20 protein-coding genes are annotated in these 23860 nt (G+C 48.2%); 13 read left to right on the forward strand and 7 right to left on the reverse strand.

The features are described 5' to 3' along the window. Positions 1-897 precede the first annotated feature (897 nt). The 7 genes from GJR95_RS30705 (at position 898) to GJR95_RS30735 (ending at position 6719) form a co-directional block, all read left to right on the forward strand. Entirely contained in the window at positions 898-2172 is a 1275-nt protein-coding gene (locus GJR95_RS30705) for an FAD-dependent oxidoreductase (protein ID WP_162389495.1), read from the forward strand. A gap of 64 nt (positions 2173-2236) precedes the next feature. Continuing rightward, entirely contained in the window at positions 2237-2656 is a 420-nt protein-coding gene (locus GJR95_RS30710) for a hypothetical protein (protein WP_162389496.1), read from the forward strand. Positions 2657-2789: 133 nt separating this feature from the next. Then, complete coding sequence (locus GJR95_RS30715; protein ID WP_162389497.1) at positions 2790-3902, forward strand: sensor histidine kinase; 1113 nt, start codon at positions 2790-2792, stop codon at positions 3900-3902. A 1-nt stretch (position 3903) separates the two neighbouring features. Continuing rightward, positions 3904-4662, forward strand: a complete 759-nt coding sequence (locus GJR95_RS30720) for a LytR/AlgR family response regulator transcription factor (RefSeq protein ID WP_162389498.1) — start codon at positions 3904-3906, stop codon at positions 4660-4662. Between the two features lie 70 nt (positions 4663-4732). Next, on the forward strand, positions 4733-5713 hold the full coding sequence (locus GJR95_RS30725) for a hypothetical protein (RefSeq protein ID WP_162389499.1): 981 nt from the start codon (positions 4733-4735) through the stop codon (positions 5711-5713). A gap of 6 nt (positions 5714-5719) precedes the next feature. Further along, positions 5720-6439 carry a hypothetical protein gene (locus tag GJR95_RS30730; RefSeq protein ID WP_162389500.1) on the forward strand — a complete coding sequence of 240 codons (720 nt, stop codon included), beginning with the start codon at positions 5720-5722 and terminating at the stop codon, positions 6437-6439. A 52-nt stretch (positions 6440-6491) separates the two neighbouring features. Next, positions 6492-6719 (forward strand): hypothetical protein, encoded by a 228-nt coding sequence (locus GJR95_RS30735; RefSeq protein ID WP_162389501.1) that lies wholly within the window; start codon positions 6492-6494, stop codon positions 6717-6719. 301 nt (positions 6720-7020) lie between these two features. Here the strand turns inward: GJR95_RS30735 and GJR95_RS30740 are convergent, their stop codons facing one another. The 5 genes from GJR95_RS30740 to GJR95_RS30760 form a co-directional block, all read right to left on the reverse strand. Further along, the gene (locus GJR95_RS30740; protein ID WP_162389502.1) at positions 7021-8934 is read right to left on the reverse strand and encodes an ATP-binding protein; all 1914 of its coding nucleotides are present in this window, start codon (positions 8932-8934) and stop codon (positions 7021-7023) included. A 472-nt stretch (positions 8935-9406) separates the two neighbouring features. Continuing rightward, on the reverse strand, positions 9407-9760 hold the full coding sequence (locus GJR95_RS30745; RefSeq protein WP_162389503.1) for a nuclear transport factor 2 family protein: 354 nt from the start codon (positions 9758-9760) through the stop codon (positions 9407-9409). A 91-nt stretch (positions 9761-9851) separates the two neighbouring features. After that, positions 9852-10415, reverse strand: a complete 564-nt coding sequence (locus GJR95_RS30750; protein WP_162389504.1) for a methyltransferase family protein — start codon at positions 10413-10415, stop codon at positions 9852-9854. A gap of 488 nt (positions 10416-10903) precedes the next feature. Continuing rightward, the gene (locus GJR95_RS30755) at positions 10904-11881 is read right to left on the reverse strand and encodes a GlxA family transcriptional regulator (protein WP_162389505.1); all 978 of its coding nucleotides are present in this window, start codon (positions 11879-11881) and stop codon (positions 10904-10906) included. Positions 11882-12016: 135 nt separating this feature from the next. Beyond that, the gene (locus GJR95_RS30760; protein ID WP_162389506.1) at positions 12017-12220 is read right to left on the reverse strand and encodes a hypothetical protein; all 204 of its coding nucleotides are present in this window, start codon (positions 12218-12220) and stop codon (positions 12017-12019) included. Positions 12221-12813: 593 nt separating this feature from the next. Between GJR95_RS30760 and GJR95_RS30765 the strand changes: the two genes are divergently transcribed. From GJR95_RS30765 to GJR95_RS30775, 3 genes are all read left to right on the forward strand, one after another. Beyond that, positions 12814-13245, forward strand: a complete 432-nt coding sequence (locus GJR95_RS30765; RefSeq protein ID WP_162389507.1) for a hypothetical protein — start codon at positions 12814-12816, stop codon at positions 13243-13245. Positions 13246-14167: 922 nt separating this feature from the next. After that, a complete protein-coding gene (locus GJR95_RS30770; protein WP_162389508.1) occupies positions 14168-14590 on the forward strand; it encodes a hypothetical protein in 423 nt (140 codons plus the stop codon). A 790-nt stretch (positions 14591-15380) separates the two neighbouring features. Next, positions 15381-16010, forward strand: coding sequence for a hypothetical protein (locus GJR95_RS30775; RefSeq protein WP_162389509.1), 630 nt, complete (start codon positions 15381-15383; stop codon positions 16008-16010). A gap of 223 nt (positions 16011-16233) precedes the next feature. Here the strand turns inward: GJR95_RS30775 and GJR95_RS30780 are convergent, their stop codons facing one another. Both GJR95_RS30780 and GJR95_RS30785 read right to left on the reverse strand, forming a co-directional pair. Further along, positions 16234-17772 (reverse strand): TolB family protein, encoded by a 1539-nt coding sequence (locus tag GJR95_RS30780; RefSeq protein WP_162389510.1) that lies wholly within the window; start codon positions 17770-17772, stop codon positions 16234-16236. 266 nt (positions 17773-18038) lie between these two features. Further along, positions 18039-18734, reverse strand: coding sequence for a 3-keto-disaccharide hydrolase (locus GJR95_RS30785; protein WP_162389511.1), 696 nt, complete (start codon positions 18732-18734; stop codon positions 18039-18041). 1005 nt (positions 18735-19739) lie between these two features. Between GJR95_RS30785 and GJR95_RS30790 the strand changes: the two genes are divergently transcribed. The 3 genes from GJR95_RS30790 to GJR95_RS30800 all read left to right on the forward strand — a co-directional run bounded on the left by GJR95_RS30790 (position 19740) and on the right by GJR95_RS30800 (position 23840). Next, positions 19740-19937 (forward strand): hypothetical protein, encoded by a 198-nt coding sequence (locus GJR95_RS30790; RefSeq protein ID WP_162389512.1) that lies wholly within the window; start codon positions 19740-19742, stop codon positions 19935-19937. Positions 19938-19944: 7 nt separating this feature from the next. Further along, positions 19945-20181: a hypothetical protein gene (locus GJR95_RS30795; RefSeq protein WP_162389513.1), complete on the forward strand. Its 237-nt coding sequence runs from the start codon at positions 19945-19947 to the stop codon at positions 20179-20181. Positions 20182-20612: 431 nt separating this feature from the next. Continuing rightward, complete coding sequence (locus GJR95_RS30800) at positions 20613-23840, forward strand: cyclic nucleotide-binding domain-containing protein (protein WP_232540911.1); 3228 nt, start codon at positions 20613-20615, stop codon at positions 23838-23840. Positions 23841-23860: the final 20 nt, after the last annotated feature.

The raw sequence follows: 23860 nt of genomic DNA on the forward strand, positions 1-23860 counted from the left end.
CGGCTCGATAGACTTCGGTAACCATTCGCTTAAAATGCAGCGACTTTCTACTTTTCTTATTTCGTTGTAATACGCTAATATACATAAGCTTACCGATTTAATGTACACAGAAATCAGTAGCATACGATTTGTTGTATAACTTACATTATGTTAACATAGGCTAAAATTCAACCCCTACCGGCATACACTAAACCGCTTTTATTGAGTGAAATAAGCCTCAAGTTTGACACTTATTTGCTTTTCTAACTCCTGGCCATTTCCAGCTGCACAGCGTCTATAGAGAGGGGATATATTATTTGAACAGTTGCGTAAAGCAGACACTTCATGGTTTCAATCGAGTCAGCTTATTGGATAAGCCAACATCAAACCAGCCCATCAAGGCTGACGGGGATTTACTCGTAATTAGAGCGGGGTCATTAACGCTCAAAACCTCCTGAATAGTAGCCCATTCACGCATTAACTCTATTGCGAAACAAGAGTCCTTCATACAGCTTTTAAGTAGGAAGCTGGGATTGGCTACAACTATCAGAAGGTGGGCGCATTTACCGTTGTGGACACTTGACTCAAGGGAGTCCGTATAACAGAAATCGAGCGTTTTTGTAAGAATTGATAGTTCTGCGGAAAGAGCGATAATTCACAGTCCCGCGACGACCTACCGTGCCATCTCCGTCAGTTGACTCATCGAATCGAATGAACTGTCAAAAGAAGATTAAACGAGCTTAAGGGGTCAAAAAGCCGTACGATTCGTCAAGAAGACTCAAGACTGGAAAAGACAAAGGCTCATTCATCCGGTGTATCCACCCACTCATTCCGGCTTCCGGCGCGCTCAGCGGATCGAGCTTTCCGGGCTAGAAACCTGCTTCTACTTTTGTCGGCATAAGCAAACCGATTAAACGAATGCACGTACTAATTATTGGCGGAGGCATTGGCGGACTATGCCTGGCCCAGGGCTTAGTGAAAACGGGTATTGATGTCAGCGTGTATGAACGTAACGCCGAAACCAGCGAAACCCTGGCTGGTTATGGGATTCACCTGACCCCCCTGGGTATGAAGGCACTGCGGGCCTGCCTGCCGGAGACTACCTTTGCCCAACTCGATGCCCTCGCGGGCCATGCAGGGGCTACCCTGCGATTTAGCGATGAACACCTGCACCTGCTGGCAGAGCGGGATGACGCACAACTGACGGGCAAACCCCTGGCTCAGGTAGAACGCCGGGATGTTGATCGCATCGAGTTTCGGAAGCTCCTCCTTCAGGGGCTTTCCCAAACCAGCTCGACCAAAAAGGGCGTGGTTCACTGGAATAAACCCTTTACCCACTATGAGCAACTGCCCGATGGCCAGGTGAGGGCCTTTTTCGCGGATGGCAGTCAGGCAACCGGCGACCTGCTGGTGGGCGCCGATGCCAGCAACTCCCGCGTCCGAAAGCAGTACCTGCCTTCACTTGAGCGCGTCGACACCGGTGTATTGAATATTGCCGGGCGCTACATGCTGACCCCGGAGCGGGAAGCTGCGCTGCCCGCTACCCTGATAGACGGATCCATCAATAACATTGTAGCTCCCGCCAGGCAGTGGATGTTTGTGGCTGCCTGGCATACTCCGACGACGGAACCCGATAAACCCGGCTTTCACTCAACCCAGAAGTACCTGGTGTGGGCCTACGTCGCCCAGCGGCATTCCTATCCGACCAACATCGAGCAATTCGAGCCCGAACAGCTTCGGGATCTGGTGCTCGCCCGGACCACCGACTGGCATGCCGACCTTCGTGTGATCGTCAGCGAGGGGGATCTAGCCACCCTGCGGCCCATTCCCTTCAAGAGCATGCCCCACCTGGATCCCTGGCCCCCCAGCCCCGTCACCCTGCTCGGCGATGCGATTCACAACATGACGCCTATGGCGGGGGCTGGTGCCAACACGGCGCTGCTGGATGCGCAGACACTGTGCCAATGCTTAGGGGAGGTTCAGGCGGAACAGCGCACCCTGGTCAAAGCGGTGGGCGAGTACGAGCGGCAAATGCGAGCCTATGCCAACCAAGCCGTTGGCCTCTCCTTCAGCAACGCCCAACATGCCGCATCTGATGGCCCCTGGAAACGGGGCACCTTTCGCACCCTCCTGAGACTGGCCCAGGCGCTACCCCCCGTCAAACGGCTACTCTTCCCCGAAAGCACTGTTTAACGGGGCAATCGCAAGTGCCCGCCCCGAACTAAATTATTAATCCAGCTTACGAATCAACTCGTTTATGATGAATGTCCTGCTTTCGTTTCTGCTGATGAGTCGCTTGCTCATCGCTAGCCTAGTGGAGATCCCACCCCAACCTGACGTCCGCTCGCTACTGGGTCGCTGGCAGCTTCAACAGGTCCGGTTTGGTCCAGCTCACGACCACCTCTTTTTTGACCGAAGCCAACCCCAGGTATCTGCCTTGCCCGAACTGGCCGAGCTGACGATTCAGCTCGAAGCGGGCGGGCACCTCTGGCTCAGCACCCCCAGTGGACCCAAACCGGGCCACTGGCAGTATGATCCGACCACCCGGCGCATCCGGCTTGGCCTGGATACCCCGGCCGAATTGACGCACGTCCAACTGGCTGGTAACCGACTCACCGTAGAGTCGGTGGACTGGCTTCCCTTCCTCAAAACGGGGCAGTACATCCTGACCCGATAAATCGCCCGGGCTCGTTGGCCATCTAGATCCGGCCAACCCCTTCATGCATGGATCGTCTCGTATTATGTTGTACTTTAGATCGGCGGTCCCTTGGGGGCCGCAACCCGATTTTCGATTAAAAATTCACGGACGGATGGAGAAGTCATGGCCAAGGCTGGCGACTGGTCAACCGGCAACGGGCGAACCGTTTGGGTTACTGGATATGTTTGCCGATCCAGCCCGGGGCATGCTCTTTTCGCTGGTCTTTCTGCTATTGACCGTCTACGGCATGACCGCTGTCCTGTTTATGACCCAGACGCTGGTGACAACCCCACTGGTCTATGCCGATGGCGATCAGATCCGTATTCTCAGCAGCCTGCTTAGCGTGGCCCTGGCCTACGGGATATTGACCCAGTTTGTTCGGTTTGAAAAACGACTCGCTACCCCATGGCTAAAATATACCGTGTTGTTTGGCCTGACTGGCTTGCTGACCCTAGCCCTCCAGCGGCTGGTGTGGATCTACGTGCTGGATCAGTTCCTGCAACATCCCGGCCCGGCGAATTTTCAGCGCAACGTGATCTACCTGTTTGCACCCGCCATTGCGGTCTGTTTGTATTTTTTTCTCTGGCAACGGGCGCATTCCTTTAGCCGAACCATTCGCCACCAATCCTACGAGCTGGCCAGGTTGAACCAGCTAAAAACGCAGGCGGAGCTGACGGCCTTACAAGCCCGGATTAACCCACATTTTCTCTACAATACCCTCAACAGCATCAGCAGTCTGGTCTACACCCAGCCCGCCAAGGCCGACGAGATGGTCGTCGAATTAGCCAGGCTGTTTCAGGCCACCACCAATGCCTCAGCGCAGATCCTGGCGCCCGTGGCGGACGAGATGAATTTCGTTCGAGGGTATTTACGGATTGAGCAGGTCCGGTTTGGCTCTCGCCTTCGTTACCACCTGGAGGTAGATCCGGCGGTAAACAAAGTGAAGATCCCCCGCTTTTTGCTCCAGCCCCTGGTGGAAAATGCGGTTAAACATGGGCTTAATGACCGACTGGCGGATGGGTTCATTCGGGTGGGCCTGCACCAGGTAGACCATTGGCTGCACATTACAGTGGGGGATAATGGGGAACCGTTTCCCCAGCAGGCCATTATTGGCTACGGGCTGACCAGCATCAAAGAAACGCTCCAGCTCCTTTACGAGGGGCAGGCCAGTCTGAGCCTGCAAAACGCCCCCACCAAACAAGTCCTCATTCGGATCCCCCTGTAAGATGGCTCCTTTATCCACAGTGCTGATCGATGACGAACCCCTGGCCCTGGAACGACTCCGGCGATTGCTGACCGAGTATAGGTCTATCCTGACGATCAGCGGGGAGGCTACCAACGGCTGGGAAGGGATGGCGCTCATCGAGTCGTTGCGGCCAGCGGTCATTTTTCTGGACATCCAGATGCCCCAGCTAACGGGCTTTGACATGCTGGCCCGCCTGACCGATCCGCCCTACGTGGTGTTTACCACGGCGTATGACCAGTATGCCCTGCGGGCTTTTGAGGAAAAATCACTGGATTATTTACTCAAGCCCATTGATGCGGCCCGGCTGGCCAAAACGGTACAGAAAATCCAGCAAAGCCAGTCGCCCACGCCCTTGACCCTCGACACGCTCCGGAGCCTACTGGTGTCCCACACGCTGCCTCCGCCCATGCGGGCCATGACGGTCAAGAATGGCGATAGTCTGGAGCTGGTGGTGCTGGATGAAATCGCGTTTTTTCAAACGGCGGGTAAATACGTACTGCTGCATACGGTGGATGGCAAACAGCACGTGGTGGAGTATACCCTGACGGAATTGGCCGAGCGACTACCCGACCAATTTGTACGCATCAGCCGGGCCAGTCTGGTCAACCGCAGCCTGATTCGGCAACTTCGCAAACGGCTCAACGGCAGTTACCTGCTGACCCTGGGGGATGTAAAAGCCTCAAAACTCGAAACCTCGACCAACAGTCGCGAGATCATCGCCCGCTTACAACTGCTTTAATCGCCTTATTTTCTCCCGTATTGCTTTTCCCCGGGCCAGCTGATCCGGGGACGATAACCGCTTTGTGCTTATGACTTATTCAACTTGCATCAACCGACTCACGATCGGTCTCCTGACCAGTCTGCTGATGGCCTGTCAGAGCGACGGATTAATCGCCGTTGGGAATAGCCAATCGTTTCTGCCGCACCTCTCGCAGTATGGTATTTTCCAGGGAACGCCCGCTCACTTAGTCCCGGCGAATGGGTATCAGCTCTACGAACTGGCCTCAACCCTGTTTTCGGACTACGCCGAAAAACAACGCCTGATTAAACTGCCCACTGGCACCCGGCTGACGGCCCAGGGGGAGGGCCTACCCGTTTTTCCAACCGGTACGATCCTCGTCAAAACGTTCTTTTATTACAAAGACAACCGGGATACCAGCCGGGGAAAAACTATCCTGGAAACCCGGCTGCTGGTGAAAGCCGAGGCTGGCTGGAACGTAGCGACTTACCTCTGGGACGAAGCTCAGCAGGAGGCTTCGCTGGTCACCAGTGGGCTGTCCAAAACCGTCAACTGGATTGCGGCCGACGGCCAGCCCCAGGTCATTGCCTACCACGTACCCAGCAACCGGGAGTGTACCACCTGCCACCAATCAGGCGGTATCACCCAACCTATTGGCCCCAAAGTACGCAATTTAAACCGCCCGGTCGTTCGGGCGGGGCAACCCCTCAACCAACTCGACTACCTGCAACAAGTCGGCCTGATGAGTCCGCTGGTAGCCGCCAGTGTACTGGCCCTGCCCGCCTATGCCGATAACCGGGTACCGCTCTCCGAGCGGGGCCGTGCCTATCTGGATGTCAACTGTGCCCATTGCCATAATACCAGGGGGGCTGCGGCCGATACCAAACTTTATTTTGGCTACGAATTGCCCTATGACCAAACCACGATCGCCAAACACAAAGAGGATGTGGTGCATAAAGTGGAAAAAGGCAGTATGCCCCGCCTAGGCACGACGGTGGTCGATGAGCCAGGGCTCGCCCTTCTGAAAGTGTATATCAACAGCTTACCGTAATTAGCCATGAAACCAAACTTTTTTGTTCTCTGCTTGCTGCTGCCCCTTGGAATGCTGGGTCAGTCAGTGACCCCATCCTTTTCTCGTCGGGTGACTCTTGGGCTATGTTTTTCGCCGACCCTGACGAATCGACACGTGCGGGCTGGAACGGCGGAACCTACTGAAAACCAGTTAGTGGCCAATCGAAACGCGGCTGAACGCCCGGGATGGGGCTACGATGCAGGCCTGTTGATCCAGGTTCCGTTGACGCCCCGACTGGGGGTGGAGTCCGGGCTGGGGCTTTCGTCTCAACTGTATCAAACCCAGCCGGTGAGCCTTTCTTGGACGGAGGTTAACCCTGCTTTTCCCCGCTCCAGCATCACCCGCAGTCGATACAACTTCCTGAGTATCCCATTGCGAGCGTCCTACACCGTTGGGTGGGGCCGCTGGCAAGGTGTTATCAGTGGTGGTTTATTAGTGAAACTCTTTATTTCCCAGCAAACCATTGTGCTGATCCAATTCGCTACCGCGGAGAGCCGCTCGACCAGTGTCAAATTTGTGGGCGTTTCGCGCATCCTGTTGAGCCCGGTCCTCAGTGCTGGCCTTCAATACGCCGTATCTCCGGCGATTCACCTGCGCCTAACCCCCACGGTCCAGTATGCCCTCACGTCCCTACGACCCGGCTCTTCGTATCGGGAGCATCTGTACGGTAGTGGGCTACAGCTTAGTCTGTTGAAACAACTCTGAGGATTGACCGCGTTCAACATTATTTATTTTCGACAAAATACTCTGTATTGCCATGAAACCGCTTCCCATTTCGCCCAAACCCCGAACCTGGAAAATGCTTCTCATTTCCTGGGTGTTTGCCTATCCGGCCATCAACCTGATTCTGGCCCTGGTTGGCCCCTATCTGAAAGACTTACATCCGCTGCTGAGTTCATTCCTAATTTCTTTATTATTGCTACCGACCTTTGGGTTCGGTCTACCCGCCTTTCAGGGATTATTTCGTCAGTGGCTTTGCAAATAGTATGGAGGCCAAATCTGTCATTTGATGGCATCGGCCGACCGTGAATTATCCCCCGGCCCACGACGGCGTACCGTTCGCAATGGCGCCCCCCTTCCCTTTCCATAGAACCATCCATTCTTACAAAACGCCCTATTTATCAATAAGTAATTCTTATTCGTCTCACTTTGGGGAGCGTTTTTCCGATAATGAGTAAATATCAGTTACTGGATTAGTTTGAATAATCTATCTGTCACGTGGGATCGTAACGTGCACATAAGCGAAGACTGGATTAGACAATTGGTCTAATCTCTTTTTGACCCCATTACGTATTCACAACCAATTGAATGTGAGTCCCTTGACCAAGTACCGAACGCACTTGCAACTTGCCCCCGATGGCATTGGCCCGCTGTTGCATGCTGGCCTGCCCTGTCCGATGGCTTAGTTGGGTTTGATCAAATCCTTTTCCATTGTCATCAAGTAGAACCATGAGACGATCCTGTCCATACTCTAACACTAAGGACGCCTTCGTAGCCTGGGAGTATTTAATCAGATTATTGATAGCCTCTTTACCAATCAGATACAAGTTGCGACGTACCTCCATAGAGACCGTAAACTGGTCCAGAGAGGTCGAAATTTTGCATTGAAAATCAATCCCTTTCGATTCCATTAGGGGTTGAGCATATTCCTGCAAACGCATGGCAATACGGTGCAGGGAGTCATTGCCAGGGCTGACCGTCCAGATAATTTCATCGATGGATTCGAGAATCTGACGGGCGTCAGCATAGACTTTCTGGACGGTTTTCTGAGCTTGTTCGGCTTGATTCTGGCGGAGTAACGTATCCGTGTGGCCGCTAAGCATCGAGATACTGGATAACGTACTGCCCACCTCATCATGCAGGTCGTGGGCGATTTGCTGACGGAGCATGTGGGCTTCCTGTAGCTGATGCAGTCGGGAGCGGTTTAGTAACCATGCCCCTAATAATAGGCCTAGAATGAGTACTAAAATACCTCCAATTAAAAAAGTATTCCGTTGAAATTGATCACTTTGATGTTGCTGATTCAGCAGCTTAATTTGCGCTTCCCGTTTTTCAATTTCATGCTTCTCCGCAATTTCCTGAATTTTACGAACTGTTTGATTGGAGACTAAAGAATCAGTCAATTGACTGAATTGAACGTGATAGTGATAAGCTTTATCAAATTGGTGCATCTTGGCATATACAGTAGCCATTTCTCTGACCGCATCCCGTTCATCCCGGACGTTATTTTCTTCTTTCGCGTACCGGATTAGCTTTTTAAGATGAACTACTACGGAAACGTATTGTCGTTTGAGGGTATAGTATTCAACCCATACCCAACTGATCGTTAGTTTTATATCGGGGTCAGCCTGTATTTCATTCGCATATTGCTCTGTTTTTTTTAAAAAATTATAGGCCTTGACTGGGTCAACTTTCAAATAACAGTGGCTAATATCAAGCATACTGTGTATTCTCCCCGCTTTTGTCGAATATACGGTACCAAACATTAGTGCTTTCTGGAGGTGCGGTAAGGCCTCACGATACTTACCCTGATGCTCAAGCAAGTAGGCTAGATAACTTTCTCCCCAGGCAATCATCGCTTTGTCCTGATCCATATACGCTATTGTATACGCTTTCCGATAGTAGTGTTCTGCCGCAGCATACCGCTTAGTTACCTCCATCACTTCGCCCGCTCCGATGTAAGCACGAGTTACATACTCTCTCAGTTTATATCGTTCAGTGAGTTGAATAGCGGTTAGAAAATACTTTAGTGCTAATTCGAATTGATTATCAATGTGGTATAACTGACCTATACTTGATAGCACCCGCTGTCGTTCACTTGGAGGAAGATGCGCCTGTTGGATAATTTGGTAAGCTTTTCTCAAATAGGGTAATGCTTTTTTTTGCTCTTTAAACGGTTGCCGCAGCCAAATCCAGGCTTGATGGTAATATACCCGCTGTAATCCCATTGGATCATTCAGTCGTTTAGCTAACACCTCGGTACGTTTCAACAGCGAATCTGCTCTATTAGTCTCGCCCAGTGGGTTAATCAGCCACCAGGCGTATTGATTAGCTGCCCGAACATAGGTGGTATCCTGTTTGGCGGTTTGCAGGTAATTGACGAGCGAGTCTGGAATGGATGAAGTGTGGCGTTGTCCCAAACTATAGGTGGGCATCAAGCCTAGGCCCAATAGACTAATCAGAAAGTAACTGAGCCTCATATAAATTGGATCTGGCGCTGGATTGGCTAAACGCTAAGATACTAGCGATCAGCCAATAATACATCTACTAAGTCTCTTCATGTTCAGCCATAGAGAAATAAAAAACAGTGCTACACTGGCGGGCAAATGTATGGTCATCAGTGGTCACACACTATCCTTCAGTTAGTTCTAAAACCCTACTAGACAATTAAAATCCGCACTCCAGATTTGTGCTAACCACGACTTCACCAGCCACTTTTCTTCACTAGATTTTCGCTTGGCCACTATCTCATTATACGCCCATTTCCTGAAGCATAAAAATGAAAGTTCCTTTGTCTCAGGTAGGAGCGTTTACTGAGAATATAAATCTATAATCGCAATCTGTTTTTGACAGTAATTGAGTGTTAGGGTAAATCCCATCTATCTCATTCCCAACGAATAAAAGCCGTTACTGGAAAACATCCCCGATTTTGTTGTACAGAAATTGAGCTTCCTAGTCATTGACTTCAATCGTGTAGGACGTTATTTCGGCCAGTATCCCCTTCTTGAAACGATACCAATCGCAAGAGGCCGCCTTTGAACGCCGCTGTTCGCTATCTGCGTAAGTAGATAAACTGTCGATCACGATGTCGTTCTGCGTAGAAAGTACTAAAAACATATCGAACGTAGTGGTGACCGTTTTCAGATAAGCCGCTGATTGTTCACACGCAGCAATGATGTCTTGCGTTCCAATTAGCACCTGGCTGCCGATTAGATTCCACTGAATTGTATTCGATAAATACGGATAGGTACTCGCAAAGTCATGCCGGGAAAAAGCTTCTGCAATCTGTTGAATGGTCATGTCCATAAGCTGTTGTTTAGATAGAAGGTTGCAACTACCAAAGCTGGCCGCCGTGACTGAAGAGGCATAGTCTCGACCGGTCAGCTAAACGAAAGTCTCAGAAAATAAATGGGATAAGCATTTTCGAACATTTCATATAGGCAGGATAGTCATCCGGAAATTGACGCAGCATCATTTTTTCTTCCCGTTTTGCGCTATAAACAAAAAAAGTGGCGGAAAAAAGGAGCCAAACAAGCCCCATGAAACCTCCGTTAATGTTGGTGCCTAGCATAGCCGCCCAGAGACCTGTGTAAATAGGATGACGAACAAACTGATAGGGGCCACCGGTTACCAGGTCTGGTTTCTCTTTTAAAGCCATGGGCATGCCCCAGTTCTTGCCTAAATGAATTCGTGCCCAGATCGCAAAGGCAATGCCAGCGGCACACATAAAAACCCCAATGGATTCTATCAAGGGCGTGGACGGAAACAGCTGATAGGTAATGAGAAACTCGAGCCCTTTCGTGTGCAATACTAAAACGACCATTGTAATAGCGATAAGCATATAGATAGTCGAAGTATGGTGCTGTCCTTTAGCCCTTATACTTTTTTTAGCCAGCCCACCCATGACCAGCCAAACGAGAATAAATGTGAGCCAGCAAACGGCAATTATTGAACTGTACATAGGTGCGACTAGTTAATTATCGACTGCGAATTTTGTTTATTTATTAACCTATTATGGTTTATTGCGCTTATAATCAGGCATCCGCCTAATGCTAGTGCTATAACTGGGTTTATCGTTATATATGTTTAGAACTACAACGGCTCAAACGTTATTTATAGAACGGGTTTAGACTTGTATTATGGTTGCAACCATAGAATCAAAATAGTCAGATTAACCAACACGCTGTGCGTGTGGAAACGACACCATAAGGAGTCGCTTGCGACATTTGTTACTACTGTATTGGACTCTGGTAATGGCCCTACTTGAAGTATAATTGATGCGATTTAATTGCCCCAGTTGAGATGTAGATCCATGATGGCTCCTTCGTCTCAAGAAGGAGGGTTTTCTGAGAATGCAATAAAGTGAGATCCCCAGATAGGAGCAATCGTTGAACTGATGGGACAGTTTCCATCAAAAAATCTCTCTTAAACCGTTTCTGCCAACCATCGCTATACAGACGTAGCTTCCCGATTGTATTTTGCTCTATATTCCAAAGGTGATAAGCTGGTTATCTTTCTGAACACCTCCCGGAACGCTTTGTCGTCGGAATAGCCAACTTCGTCCATCACTTCGAAAATTGATTTTCGACCCTTCTCCAGCGACTTTTTAGCGACTTCGATTTTTACCCGCTGTAAATATTCGACGGGTGTATTGCCCGTGGCTTTGATAAAACGCCGGTCAAAATTGCGTCGGCTGATGGCCAGTTCAGCCGCTAATTCCTCAAAGGAGATCCTTCCGCTTAGATTTTCTTCGATGTACGTCTGCGCCTGCTCGATCATGGCATCGCCATGATGTTTCTGAGTCTGGAAAATAAAGAAAGGCGATTGCGAGCTGCGCTCCATATCAATCTGAAATATTTTTGAACAGTAGATAGCGGTCTGTCGATCAAAATATTTTTCGACTAAAAACAGGATCAGGTTCAAAAAAGAGTAAGCTCCCCCATTCGTATAGATTCCTTTCTCGGCCGTAATGAGTTTATCGGCCTGCAGGTTGATTTTGGGGAACATCTGCCGGAAACTGGCTTCCGCGCTCCAGTGCGTCGAACACAGTCTGCCGTCCATCAGGCCGGTAGCCGCCAGCAAAAAAGCACCCGTGCACATACTCGCAATTTCGGCCCCGCCCAGATACTGTTCCCTGATCCAGCCGATCATCGCTTCGTTCTCCCGGATCAATTGCGCCGAGTAGGGCGCCGATGGAATAATCAGCAGGTCCGTTTTGGTTATCTCCTGGATATGGATCGGATGCACCGTAACAAATCCGGCATCCAGCTTCAGTTCAGACACGGTGCTGGCCAGGGTAATCTCAAGCATAGGCTTGTGGCCTTGCTTTCGCCAGTATGCGTTCGCGCTGGTCAGAATTTCATGCGAACCGGTTATGCTGCTGAGGTTGGCGTTGCCTTTAGGGACAAGTATGGTGACGTGTTTCATGACCCGTTTTTTTGGTCAAAACTACGGCAAATAGTTGTCCAAATCAACCCGGAAGAATGTCTACTTTACACCCTGTCATGCCGAAATCAAGACGCTACTTTTGCTTCGTTCTTAGTGACTACGTGTATTGAGTGATTAGATTATTCCCCGACTGGCAGCATGAAGCGGGTAATCCCGCCGATATACCTCAAAGGGAATTTGGTTGTCTAACCCTTGATGAGGACGACGGTGATTGTATGGGCCTACGGCTCCATCGGTCAGCCGTGACAAGCCAGTCGCGGTAGTCTGGCCAAAACTACTAAGTAAGTAGTCAGTATAGAGGTCGAGGGTTGTCTGCATACTCAAAATTAAACCAGCCATCCAAAAGGTGGCGTAACATCAGTTAATAAATACGAGACTTTTAATGATTTGGAAACTTATGTAAGGCAATATGCAAGGGCAACTAATACTATTGGTGATTTCACAACCTGGCCGTAGCACGTAGGCTTCTGGGCTCGATGGAATCACCCAATCTAGTTTTGATGACCTTCTCAAGCATTACGTCTAACCAGTAAAGCAATTCTACTAGAGTGTCAGCGCCGAACATGGTAAAGAACACTTTACAGATTCCCAAATCAGTCTGAAGACGTAGCACTAGCGTTTCTGAATCAGTGAAGGCGCAGCCTGCGCCTTCATTCTGACTTAGTTATTTGATGACCTAGAAAAGCGAATTTTATCGTTATTTTATTTATCGTATATAGCATCGAACGACTCGATAAACAGCTGGGTCATAGTAGTCTATATTAAGTGCCTGAATCGTTCGCCGGAGAGATGTTAGTAATAAAAGGCCAACCTTCTAGTAAATATGTTATGTTACCAATATTGAATAATAAAAAAATTTAAATTTATTAAGTATATTTACCCAATAATACGTTGCTTGTAACTTGCTTTTTATGGCTTCTTATAAAATTAGTCATGGATTCCGATTGTGGCTACAAAACCTCCTGTTGAGAATCCCTGTTTCGGTACATCAGGTAAAAGGTTTCCGCTTCCCTATACAATTTGGGTCACCCATTACCTATACGCAGGATACTTTTTATTATTGGGTGTGGAAGTGGAAATGGAAATGGGACTCAACTACGCAAGTATGGACGATTAGCCATCTTAAAGCCTACTGCCCCCACTGTAAAAGTGGGCTGGACAAGTATGAAACCAGCTACAAAACGGTACTTCTATGCTCTAACTGTACTGATTCGAATATGCTGTTCGATCATGATCGTGAACAGGCAAATGAAATTCAGGAACATATTCTATTGAAAGCATCGCAACAGTTTGATTTGACGGCAATGGCCAAACTACCCATATTAATGGATAGACGACATTAGCTTTATACTGCCAGTTGAACAAACGGCTATTCTGTGGCATTGACGCCCGAAATAATTAATTTAATTGTAGTCGTTAGCCCACAACTATTGTCTTGCCCAAGACAAACATAGTTAACCCAAATCTTGCCTTTTCATTAGTACCGCAGGCAACTGGGCTCTAAAGGTGCTCCCAGCTCCAAACTGCTTCGCGATTGTTAAATACGAATTTCATCTGGATTGGGCCATATCCTTACTTTTTAAGACGCACCTGGTCGAGTAGGGCACTTCTGAAGTTTACAGCTATAATTAACGATTTAGACGTGATTCCAACAGACCATGCTTACTATAAGTATGGTCTGTTTTTTAACCAGCAAAACAGGAAGCCTAATTCACGTTTTCAAAAATCTTTTGAAACAGGACCAACACCTGATTCATGTCGGGCAGATGTCATTAGCCAGCGACTAAGAGGCAAAGGGATAACTACACCAATTGCTGGCATGCCTGATTTCGTCATGTGTATGATAAGTATCCGTATTTGGAAAACAAAAGTGTGAAGTGGCGATCAGAACCAGCATAATTGTTGCTGCTTTGTATTTCATTGCTGGTTTTATTTTGAGTATATTCCACACCAATACGGCCCGATTATTGTAATCTATTTATTCCTATAGAAGCGCGCCGTAGCCTTCGGTGATCACATCAATGAAAGGTCGTATCTGAATGCCGAATCCTATGAAGAAGTCTTATAATTTACCCTACTGCAAAACGCCATTTTGTGCCCACAGGCAAAGGAGAATCATTATAAACTAAACTAAATAAACCCATGAAACAATACCTGTATGTGCTAGTACTTGTTTGCCTGGTTTCTGAGATAAGCTATAGCCAATGTAAATCTTTACGCAAAAGAATGGATGCCAATTCATCCTACATTACGATCTGTTCCCCAATGAATCAATCAGTGAGTGCCTGTAAAGTAATTACGGGTGGGCCAGAACGCTATTTTTTAGTCCTGACTGCGCCCGGAAGTCTAGCGTCGGAGCAACTAAAGGTGGTTGTTTTACTGACGAATGGGCAACAATTCGAGTGGCCAGTTCAACCGCTTAGGGTACAGACACAGCATCAGCATGTGCTATGGCGATCGTCGGAGTTGGTGGCCACTACTCAACTGGAGGTAACCGAGGAGCAAATGAATCTCCTGGCCCAGCATTCGATCCGGCACTATAAACTGGGAACTTTTGAGCGACCTTTGACAGAAAAGCAAAGCGGTGAGCTACGGGACAACATCAACTGCCTGCGCATTGCGAAACCAGTTGACATAAAACGAACTCAGAATAGTTTAGCCATTCAGGCAATACAAAGGCGTATTTAATGGCCTGCTAACTTTTACCGGTTTTTGATACACTGAACCGCATACCAACCTTAGTCGGTTAGCTTACATATTGTTTAAATAGGTAAGCTAATCCATTACGGGTTGACCAAACAATAGCCAATCATTAAGCTCTATAAAAAAATGGTGTCAGGGCAGTTAAGTTTAGCCTTAGCCTACTAACTAAAGGCATTATTATTGCTTCACTTTACTGCATTAACAACTTTATTTGGATAGTAGTTAACTAACGCCGTATCTAGTGCGATACGGCGTTTTTATTTTTAATTCCTGATTAGTGCGGCCCGATTATTGTGTAAAATCTATCAACCTATTTATTCCTATAGAAACACTACAGTATCCATGAGTCGACACAAAATAGGCCTTGCTGCTCAATGCAAATCACACAAGCTTTCTCCCCTGAACAAACCCATACAGTCTGGTCGTCTGCCCCTGGTTAGACCTCTCCAATTTGAGCAGGTTCGGCATCGATTCCGGGTAGGTGGCGATTGTCGATCATACAAACCCTGGGCGAAATGCCCTTATGGTATGGGTAGCTACGCCGAAAATTACCCGCCATCGATGAAAACGCTTAATAAATTCAGGGAAGGCATTTGTGAAATTAGATACCGTTATATAAGCTGATCTCATAAGAATGCCTAATCGTGATGCTCATTGAGTAACTTCAGCCTATTGAAGAGCGGATACTATTCCCGAACTGAAGGAATAATCATCGACTGGATAGATCTTGTCATGAACGCAAAGGAGTTTTATGTAAACCAACTATATACTGACTATGAGCGAATTGCTGCTGAGTGATAGCTCTACGGATAACCTTTCAATGGAAGGTCAACAGGGCCCCTCACTGGGGAAGGTCTTTGCCATGCAGGTAGCCAGGGGACTGGCCATCACACTGGCTGCTATTCTATCCACCTATTTAACCGGTATAGCCCAAACTGTTACGCATAGCTTTATCATCTCAGTGAGCATGGGCGGGATTAGCTTTTGGCTGGTTTGCTCATTCTTGCTGTCCGAGCGCATCGAAACGCAGCTGGGTCGTAAGGTGGATAAAAGAGGACGGATGGCCCCAGTTGACATGGATTCCCTGTTAGGCAAAGCGATTCTTGACGAGCGACTCGCGTATTGCCAGCAGCGGCTAGCTGGCAGCCAGGTCGTCTCCCTTAAACTAATTTACTGCGGCTCATATACGGAGCAGGTCCAGCAATTTTATCAGCGTTCCAGGGCATTTACGTTGGACACGTTTCCGCTGGGTGCGCCCGAATATCTTGCCGTTTATGGTTTGATCGACAGCAAAGGGAATCGATTTGTATTTATGGACGCATTCGCCGAAGCGTCTACCCTGCAACGGGGTTATTTTCGCCAGGTTGATCAGTGGCCTGTTTTTGCGCTCTATGAAATCGAATAAGTCTGGTTGATGGACAATAATGGACGACGGTATGAGTGCTACCTTGCGACAGAGTGGAACTAGGACCCAATCGGATAGTGCCGCCATTGTAACGTTCACTTAAGACGAAAGATAAGCGAACGAAAAAAGCCTGATCAAGCGATCAGGCTTTTTTCAGGCTCTATGAACGATTTATCTAGAGACAGTTTGATCTAAACCTTTGCGTGTATACGCAAGCTCAGGGCTACTTTTCAACCGGACTAATGCTGCTCACTGCGGTGTTACTTATAAAAGCGACCCGTTTGCTATCGGGCGACCAGGAAGGTGTGTTGATCGTTCCCTGACCCCCGTAGATATAGGCGATCACTTTGGGTTGGCCTTCGCCCGAAATGGGCAGTATACGCAGGTAAACGTGCTTATAGAACGGGTGATCATCAGGTTTTACTTCCTCCTTCAAAAAAGAAAGGAACAGAATCCATTTGCCATCGGGCGATATGTGCGGAAACCAATCGTGAAACTCCCCATTGGTAATCGCTTCCTGCTGACTGCCATCGGCTTTCATGCGCCAGATCTGCATGGTGCCGGTACGGCTGGAGTTGAAATAGATGTACTTGCCATCGGGTGTATACTCCGGACCATCATCGAGACCTTTGGCGTCAGTTAGCCGAACTTCATCACCACCGGCTGCCGGTACCCGGTAAATATCATATTCGTTGTTTCGCGACCCGGTAAAGACCAGACTCTTTTTATCCGGCGACCAGCCATGAAGATACGAAGGACCTTTTGGGGTAATCTGTTTGGGAGAACCACCCGTTACAGGAACGGTGTAAATAATTGAACCTCCCAACTCTTTTACGCCACTACTGAGTCCAAGCATCTTGCCATCAAAAGACAGTACGTGATCATTGTTGTTATTTTTTACCTCCCCCGTATTTAATGGCAAAGGCTGCCGTTTAGCTAGATCGAATGTATACATCTGACCATCGCCGTTGTAGAGTAACGTTTTTCCATCAGGCATCCAGTTAGGGGCCTGAATCGATTTGGGTGCATTGAAAATCACCTGCCGATTACCCGTAGCTACATCCAGAATCTCCAGATTACTGGCCAGATAGTCGCGGTAGGGCACCAGGCCATCGTGGGCAGGAACACTAATGCGTACGTCCCGGAAGACGCCCCGCTCCAGTACATCTTTGTTATGCGACCCGATAAATAACCCGACATATACTTCATCACCAAGATTCAGGTCGCTTACCTGTTCCGTCACAAAGGGTTCGCCGAACTTAGCTACCCGCATTGTATAGGTATTCCCTTTCCGTTCCAGTTGAATCACATCGGCGCCCGTTAATTTAGAACGCACTTCTTCGGTATTGGCTCCACTGGTCCGGCGGAATTGCAGCGACGTAAGGCCATCGCCATGTTCAACGGCATTGATGTGGGCCGATTTCCCGTCCAGGCTACTCCGAACCATCCAGCCGACTTTACGGTGAGGGTCTACGCCCTTACCCAGAAGCGAGGCTCTGGTATAAAGGATAAAGTCACCCTTTAAGCGTTTCCACATAAAATGGAACTCATCGTGGTCGAACCAGACATTGTAGCCTGAGCCCGAAAGCTCATAGGTATGGTTCTGGGCATTATAGACGGCCGATCCGGGTTTCAGAACGTCGCCAATATCGCCATGACCGTCAAACAGGCCAAGGTTCTGTTTTTGTGCCAGAAGGGGAGTGATGGTTAGTAGTGATAAGCTGGCAATACATGTCAGTAAAATCAGGTTTAGGGTTTTCATCAAGATCGTTTATCTAAGTGATTGATTAGAAGAGATTTAGGATTTTATGTACAGGGAACAGCAAGAATATACCAGACGTATTGTTCTGAACGTAAAGTCAATGAACCTGCCCCAAGCCTGCGTGAGATCTTCGGAATGTGCGGATTTTCCAGCCCTTGGAAAAGGCGTTGAGATGCGTTATTTACCTACTTCGGCAGTAGAGTTATACTGAAACGGAAGCTATTAAAGGCTGAAGTGTTAAGCGCAATCAATTCCAGAACTATCGCCTATAACGATCTGACTTTGATATTTTTCAGCCAGACCTTTTGCCCGTGGTGCTGAATCATGATAAGACCGTTAGTCGATTTGGCAAATTTGGGATTGTTCTTGAATTTACTCTTGCTGATCAAGTCGATCAGTTCGGGCGATCCAATCTGATAATCAACTACTTTGATGCCGTTCAGCCAATGCTCTACGTGATTGTTGTTGACAATTAATCGAGCCTGATTGTATTCGCCTACGGGTTTCAACTGTTTGTGAGTAGGTTCGATCAGGTCATAAAGCGACCCCGCCGACCGTATTGCGGCTTTATCGTTAAAGTTGATATCGTCCAGTATCTGCATTTCGAAATTATCCAGCCAATTTGAGCTATTGCCATTGCCAACCTGCTTATCGGCTTCTTCATTCATGTAATAAAATATACCGCTATTACCTGCTACCGATACTTTCCAGTCGAGGGTAAGTTCAAAATTTTTGTAGGGTTGCTTCGTCACCAGATCTATGTTAGGCACACCTGTCTGAGCCACCAGGGCTCCGTCTTCAATTTTCCAGGATTCGGCCGGAAACGAGCCCATCTTGTAACCTCTTAATGGTTCAACCGATTTGCCATCAAACAAATAAGTCCATTGTCCTTTTTGCTGAGCGCGAACCAGGGTGCTGAATGAAATAAATAGGGTAATCAGATAAAGAGGAAACGGCTTCATGAAAAATAAATTAGTAAGGGTATAGTGAATGCGAAAAGAACATAATGAATGGGGCAACGGCTTTTTTATTGCTTCCGGTACATCATGCTGATTGTAATTTTGAGGACATGTTTTGCGAGTTCTTTCCTGGTGAAAACGTATCCATTACCGACAAATTTGCTTGATACAGTCTGTATATCAGACGCATAACGCGTAAGCTTAAATACCTGTCCAGTAGTTGTAGCGACCATGTCGGAATGGACTTCATGTTGGCGCGGGTTGTATTCCAGTATTTTCGGGGCTATCTGAAGTGGGTTATAGTCTGCTGAGTTTTAGAAGAGAAGCGATTGGCCGATGGCACCAGAGCGAGATCCGCCGGAACGATTTAACCTGAACAGGTAGCTACACTCACATTCCCGGCTACTTCAACTTAGCCATTTTCAATCTGTTTGGCCGATGCTGCAGCTACCCAAGCTCACTAAAGATATACGGGTAGCTGCCGGTAACTTACCTAGATGTTTTTAGTTGTTGATGAAGTAATGAGTTTGAAAGGACATTTCTGACTTTGGGCTTTGATCGGATTCTACTAAAATCGCTGTCAAAGAGTATCGTTGATTGCCAGACATCTGCTTGAGATGAACAGCAAACAACTTCTCAGATTTGCTTACAATACTCAGGTCGCAAATGAACGGTTAAATCTAAATTTGATCAATAAGTCCACAAATTGTTAGTTACTCCTAAATAAGTTAGTTGGCTGGATGGGGAAAGGAGCCTCTATGGGTAGGTATAGGTCTTCTTTTGGAGGTGATCCGTGCCACGGTTCTAAACCGTGGCACGGATCACCTCCAAAAGAAGACCTATACGGAACCTTAAACACAAGCGATAAAATTGCCAGTTATGAAAGTAAGCAAATCGGTAGCTTTGGTAGCTATAGAGAATATAAAACGTTAATTTGTTTATTACCAGGAGATTATACCTTTGTATTGCTGTGGTCCATAAATTTGCCTGTTTACCTATCTATTCATTATGTCCGAGTATAGTAAACCCATCGAATCGCAAACCTTTGAGCAGTGGCTCGACGACGTAATTGATGAATTGACTCAACTGGGTTATTCTGATCCGCTCAGTCCCTCTGATCGCGATTGGCTGTATACTGTTTGGGATAATTACGATCTGTCTTCAGCCGAAGCAGCCTTATCCTTCATTAACGAAACTCCGGCCTGACATTTCTATGCGGCTCACCTGGACATTTTACCCCAAAAGTCAGCCAAGTGTAACCCTCTCGGTGGTCTATTTACCTCAACTCGACACGGTTAAAACACCCGGCTATCTGGAAATTGACAGCAACACCGCTTATGTAAGCTGGGATAGCTTCCGAATCTTTAATAATGGCAGTCAGACCGAGAAACGATCCCTTTTTGGATCGCTAACACGCGTTGGTCACTTTAATCCACTAGATCCTTTATAAAACCAATACTAAAGGCATCATTAGCACCCTTTATTTAGGCAGTACGCTTGAGTGAAACCATTGACTGCGGGAGGTCCATCCGTTTACAACAGCCGGGTAAGAAATCTGGTGTATAAATGGGTAGACCCATTGTCTGATTGGTCAGTGGAACCAACTTGATTCGTCGGATTTTACAGGTTTAGGCCAGGCGTGCCACGGTTGCTGATGCTGCTCCTGATAACCGTGGCACGCCTGGCAGCGAAAGACCTGAGGTAATAGGCCAACGAATCGGTTGCACTTCTAACTCTTTGGCGGCCAAATACATTGGACGGAATCGCGTCTGTTGTTCAATTCTTTTGACCAGATACCGGCAACTTTGTGTTATTTTACAGTCCATTCGCTGATTTTACGGCAGAATGGTAAACATTGAGCTACTTTCGTTTCTTCGCATAATGACATCTGCTCAGGTCTGGTATCGGTTCATTGGTGTTCGCTCAACGGAAGCGGCAACGGTCTGGCTCTTTTTTCTGCATAATTTCTTTTTAGGCATTGGCACCATCTTAGTGTATGTGGCGGCCAATGTGATTCTGCTCGAAAATCATCCTCAAACCAGCTTGCCGATTGCATATGTAAGCGCTGCTCTGGCCATGATGGCTGTCGGCCGGATTTATACGTACTTCGAGCATCACCTGTTATTAAAACGACTCGCTTTCCGGGTGCTGCTGGCTGTTTCTGTCCTGACTTTTATTCTGGGATTGTTTGTGCTTTTTGGCCATTCAGTAGCATCGGCCGTGGCAATTATGGTTGGTTACCGGATGATTTATCTATTGACCAATCTGGAGTTCTGGGGTGTTTCGGCGGTTGTGTTCGATGTGCGCCAGGGTAAGCGTTTGTTCAGTATTATTAGTTCGGGAGACATGCCCGCCAAAGCACTTGGCGCTCTGTTGTCGGTTGTGGTACACGCCCATGCCGATCTGGTTTTATTACTGCTTACCGCATTTGTGGCCTTTGGCGCGGCTATGTATGTACTCAGACTCACGATTAAGTCGCATGTCGTTGATGTATCACCAGTTCAAACCCGAATCCATCGACGCCCGACGCCACCACTCATCAGCCAGTTGTTTGGCGGGAGCGAACTTGTCTTTTCAATGTGCCTGAGTCTGGCAGCGATTGCCTGCGTGGTAACGAGTGTCGAGTATTTTTTCTTTGTCAACGTTAAACAAAAATTTCACCACCAGGTCGATCTGATGCAGTTTATCGGCTTCGTACTTATCCTGACATACTTATCGGCCTTAGCGTTTAAGTTGGTGCTGTCCTGGAAAACGTTCGAGCGGATTGGCATTCGCTGGTCGCTGGCGATGCTGCCCATTGTCGCCTTATTTGGCATAGCGCTGTTTGGCATTCTACTGGAATCGAATGTAAGCGAAACGGGCCTGCTGGTCTATTTTTGTGGCTTGTATTTGCTCCTGGAGGTGCTTCGCCGGGCGGTGTTCGATCCGATTTTTCTGGTTCTGTTTCAACCCCTTACACCACATACCCGGCTAAAAGGGCATACGTTGGTTAAAGGCTTTTACGAGCCGCTCGGAATGGCATTGGCTGGCGTATTGTTGTTTAGCGTGCATTACTTTCCGCAGCTTCCGTACTGGATTCCTTTTGTATGGATGGCGCTGTTTATGGGGCTTGCTCTGTTTTTTTTGAATCGGACGTATCGCCACTATCTCGATACCCTAAAAAATGCATTGGAGCGTCGTTTTCTGGGTAGCGATGATCTGCTCATGCCCGTAGCCGCTCGCAAAGCCATTATCAGCAATCTGCAAAGTGCAGATTCTACCGATGTGCTGAATGCCATTGACTGGCTACAACACCATGAACCGGCTACTTTAGTAGCGCAGTCGGCAACGTTACTGCAACATCCCGACGGTTCGATACGGGTCAGGACACTAAGCTCGCTACAGGTTCAAACGGACCCTACTTTGTTATTCGCTGTTGCGACGACAGATACCGAACCACTTCTGCGCCAATCGGCTGCCCACTGGCTGGCGCAACATCCCGATGCAGGCAGTCAGCGCCTGACAGACCTCTGGCAACAAACTGATCTGCCAATTAGAATAGGAGCCATTCAGGGCCGATTGAAAGCCAAACCCGATGATCAGACTGCTCGTCAGCATCTATCAGAGCTGCTCAAATCCGATGATATAACGCACCGCAAAGCAGTGCTGACACTCCATGCGTTTTTTACGCAAAGTGAACAACACCTCATGGTCGACGAGGCATTGACTAGTCAGGACGTAACGCTGCAACAGGCTGGTATACAGGTAGCAGGTAGTTTGATTGGAAGTCGATTGACGCCTACGGTTATTGGCTTACTGACGAAGCCCCTGCTTTGGCGGGCGGCTATGGAGAGCCTGATCAGTGGGGGAGATGCCGTTGTTCCCTATCTGCGGATGGCAGTGCAGCCGCAGGCGAACCGGTTACTGATTCAACGTATAGCCCGCGTATGCGGCCACATTGATGCGCCCGAAAGCCGGGAGCTATTGGCTGAATTGGCCGAATTGCCCAATTTGTTCTGGCGGGCGGCTGCGCTAAAGGCCCTGCGAAATTTTGATCCACTGACGGATGATTCGTCCAGATTTCAGGCAATTCTGGATGAGGAATGGCAATTGGCGCAACGCTTATTTAGAAGCCTCGCCGGTGAACCGAACGTTTATCTGGCTACGTGTCTTGAGTATGAATTAACGCTTCTGCAACAACGCGTTTTTGGTTTGCTGATGCAACTTTACGATCCGCAGCCAATTGCCGATGCTCAGCGGGGTGTTGCCAACGCTACCCGCGATCGCAAAGCCAATGCACTCGAAATGCTTGACAATCTGATTCCTCAACCGGTCTACCGCAGTTTGCAGACGCTGGTCGACGATCTGCCCGTTGACGAAAAACTACGATTGTTAGCTAAACTACTGGCACCGGTTCCCGATTCAGAACCGATAGAGGTTTATATTATACGGCAGGGTGAAGCCTATTTTTCTGATTGGACGATCAGTGTGGCCCTACATCAGATCAAGGCCAGTGAAGGCGTACTGACCTACATCTACCCGCATCTGAACTCATCTAATTTACTGATCCATGAAAGTGCACTCAGTGCACTTCAACAACTAGCCGCTAATGAAGCCGATAGCCAGAAAAAGCTGGTTGCTTCGCTGAATGGACACGACTATATGAGCATAAAACATTCTCAAACCGCCCAGATTTCGGCAGTGGATCGCGTAATTGCGCTTAAACGAACAGCGCTCTTTGCCGACACCCCCGAAAATGTACTAAGCAGCGTAGCGCAGATCATGAACGAGGTAACGTTTCATGAGGGACAGGAGATTTTTGCCAAAGGGGAGACGGGTACCAGTCTGTTCATTATTTATGATGGTGAAGTCGGAATTTTTGATGGGTCCGAACAGTTGGCAAAATTCACGAAGGGTGGCTTTTTCGGCGAACTGGCGCTGTTAGATGCTGAGCCTCGTTCGGCAACGGCCATAGCCCATTCGCACACCCTGACTTTCCGGATCGACCACGACGATTTCTATGACCTGATGGAAGAGCGGGGCGAAGTCCTGCAAAACATCATCAGGGCGTTGTGCCAGCGATTACGCCGACAGAATGAACTCCTTCGGGATTTATCCGCGTCGGCATAATCGCCACACCTGCGACAAGT

It is taken from the genome of Spirosoma endbachense, from assembly GCF_010233585.1.
GTDB classification, from domain to species: Bacteria; Bacteroidota; Bacteroidia; order Cytophagales; family Spirosomataceae; genus Spirosoma; species Spirosoma endbachense.

Bases quoted from the DNA above. Each gene is read 5' to 3' on its own strand.
- GJR95_RS30775 (WP_162389509.1), top strand. From the start codon at position 15,381: ATGAGCGAATTGCTGCTGAGTGATAGCTCTACGGATAACCTTTCAATG.
- GJR95_RS30710 (WP_162389496.1), top strand. From the start codon at position 2,237: ATGATGAATGTCCTGCTTTCGTTTCTGCTGATGAGTCGCTTGCTCATC.
- GJR95_RS30780 (WP_162389510.1), bottom strand. From the start codon at position 17,772: ATGAAAACCCTAAACCTGATTTTACTGACATGTATTGCCAGCTTATCA.
- GJR95_RS30795 (WP_162389513.1), top strand. From the start codon at position 19,945: ATGCGGCTCACCTGGACATTTTACCCCAAAAGTCAGCCAAGTGTAACC.
- GJR95_RS30725 (WP_162389499.1), top strand. From the start codon at position 4,733: ATGACTTATTCAACTTGCATCAACCGACTCACGATCGGTCTCCTGACC.
- GJR95_RS30785 (WP_162389511.1), bottom strand. From the start codon at position 18,734: ATGAAGCCGTTTCCTCTTTATCTGATTACCCTATTTATTTCATTCAGC.
- GJR95_RS30720 (WP_162389498.1), top strand. From the start codon at position 3,904: ATGGCTCCTTTATCCACAGTGCTGATCGATGACGAACCCCTGGCCCTG.
- GJR95_RS30740 (WP_162389502.1), bottom strand. From the start codon at position 8,934: ATGAGGCTCAGTTACTTTCTGATTAGTCTATTGGGCCTAGGCTTGATG.
- GJR95_RS30715 (WP_162389497.1), top strand. From the start codon at position 2,790: ATGGAGAAGTCATGGCCAAGGCTGGCGACTGGTCAACCGGCAACGGGC.
- GJR95_RS30765 (WP_162389507.1), top strand. From the start codon at position 12,814: ATGGCTTCTTATAAAATTAGTCATGGATTCCGATTGTGGCTACAAAAC.
- GJR95_RS30770 (WP_162389508.1), top strand. From the start codon at position 14,168: ATGAATCAATCAGTGAGTGCCTGTAAAGTAATTACGGGTGGGCCAGAA.
- GJR95_RS30800 (WP_232540911.1), top strand. From the start codon at position 20,613: ATGACATCTGCTCAGGTCTGGTATCGGTTCATTGGTGTTCGCTCAACG.
- GJR95_RS30735 (WP_162389501.1), top strand. From the start codon at position 6,492: ATGAAACCGCTTCCCATTTCGCCCAAACCCCGAACCTGGAAAATGCTT.
- GJR95_RS30790 (WP_162389512.1), top strand. From the start codon at position 19,740: ATGTCCGAGTATAGTAAACCCATCGAATCGCAAACCTTTGAGCAGTGG.
- GJR95_RS30705 (WP_162389495.1), top strand. From the start codon at position 898: ATGCACGTACTAATTATTGGCGGAGGCATTGGCGGACTATGCCTGGCC.
- GJR95_RS30750 (WP_162389504.1), bottom strand. From the start codon at position 10,415: ATGTACAGTTCAATAATTGCCGTTTGCTGGCTCACATTTATTCTCGTT.
- GJR95_RS30755 (WP_162389505.1), bottom strand. From the start codon at position 11,881: ATGAAACACGTCACCATACTTGTCCCTAAAGGCAACGCCAACCTCAGC.
- GJR95_RS30730 (WP_162389500.1), top strand. From the start codon at position 5,720: ATGAAACCAAACTTTTTTGTTCTCTGCTTGCTGCTGCCCCTTGGAATG.
- GJR95_RS30745 (WP_162389503.1), bottom strand. From the start codon at position 9,760: ATGGACATGACCATTCAACAGATTGCAGAAGCTTTTTCCCGGCATGAC.
- GJR95_RS30760 (WP_162389506.1), bottom strand. From the start codon at position 12,220: ATGCAGACAACCCTCGACCTCTATACTGACTACTTACTTAGTAGTTTT.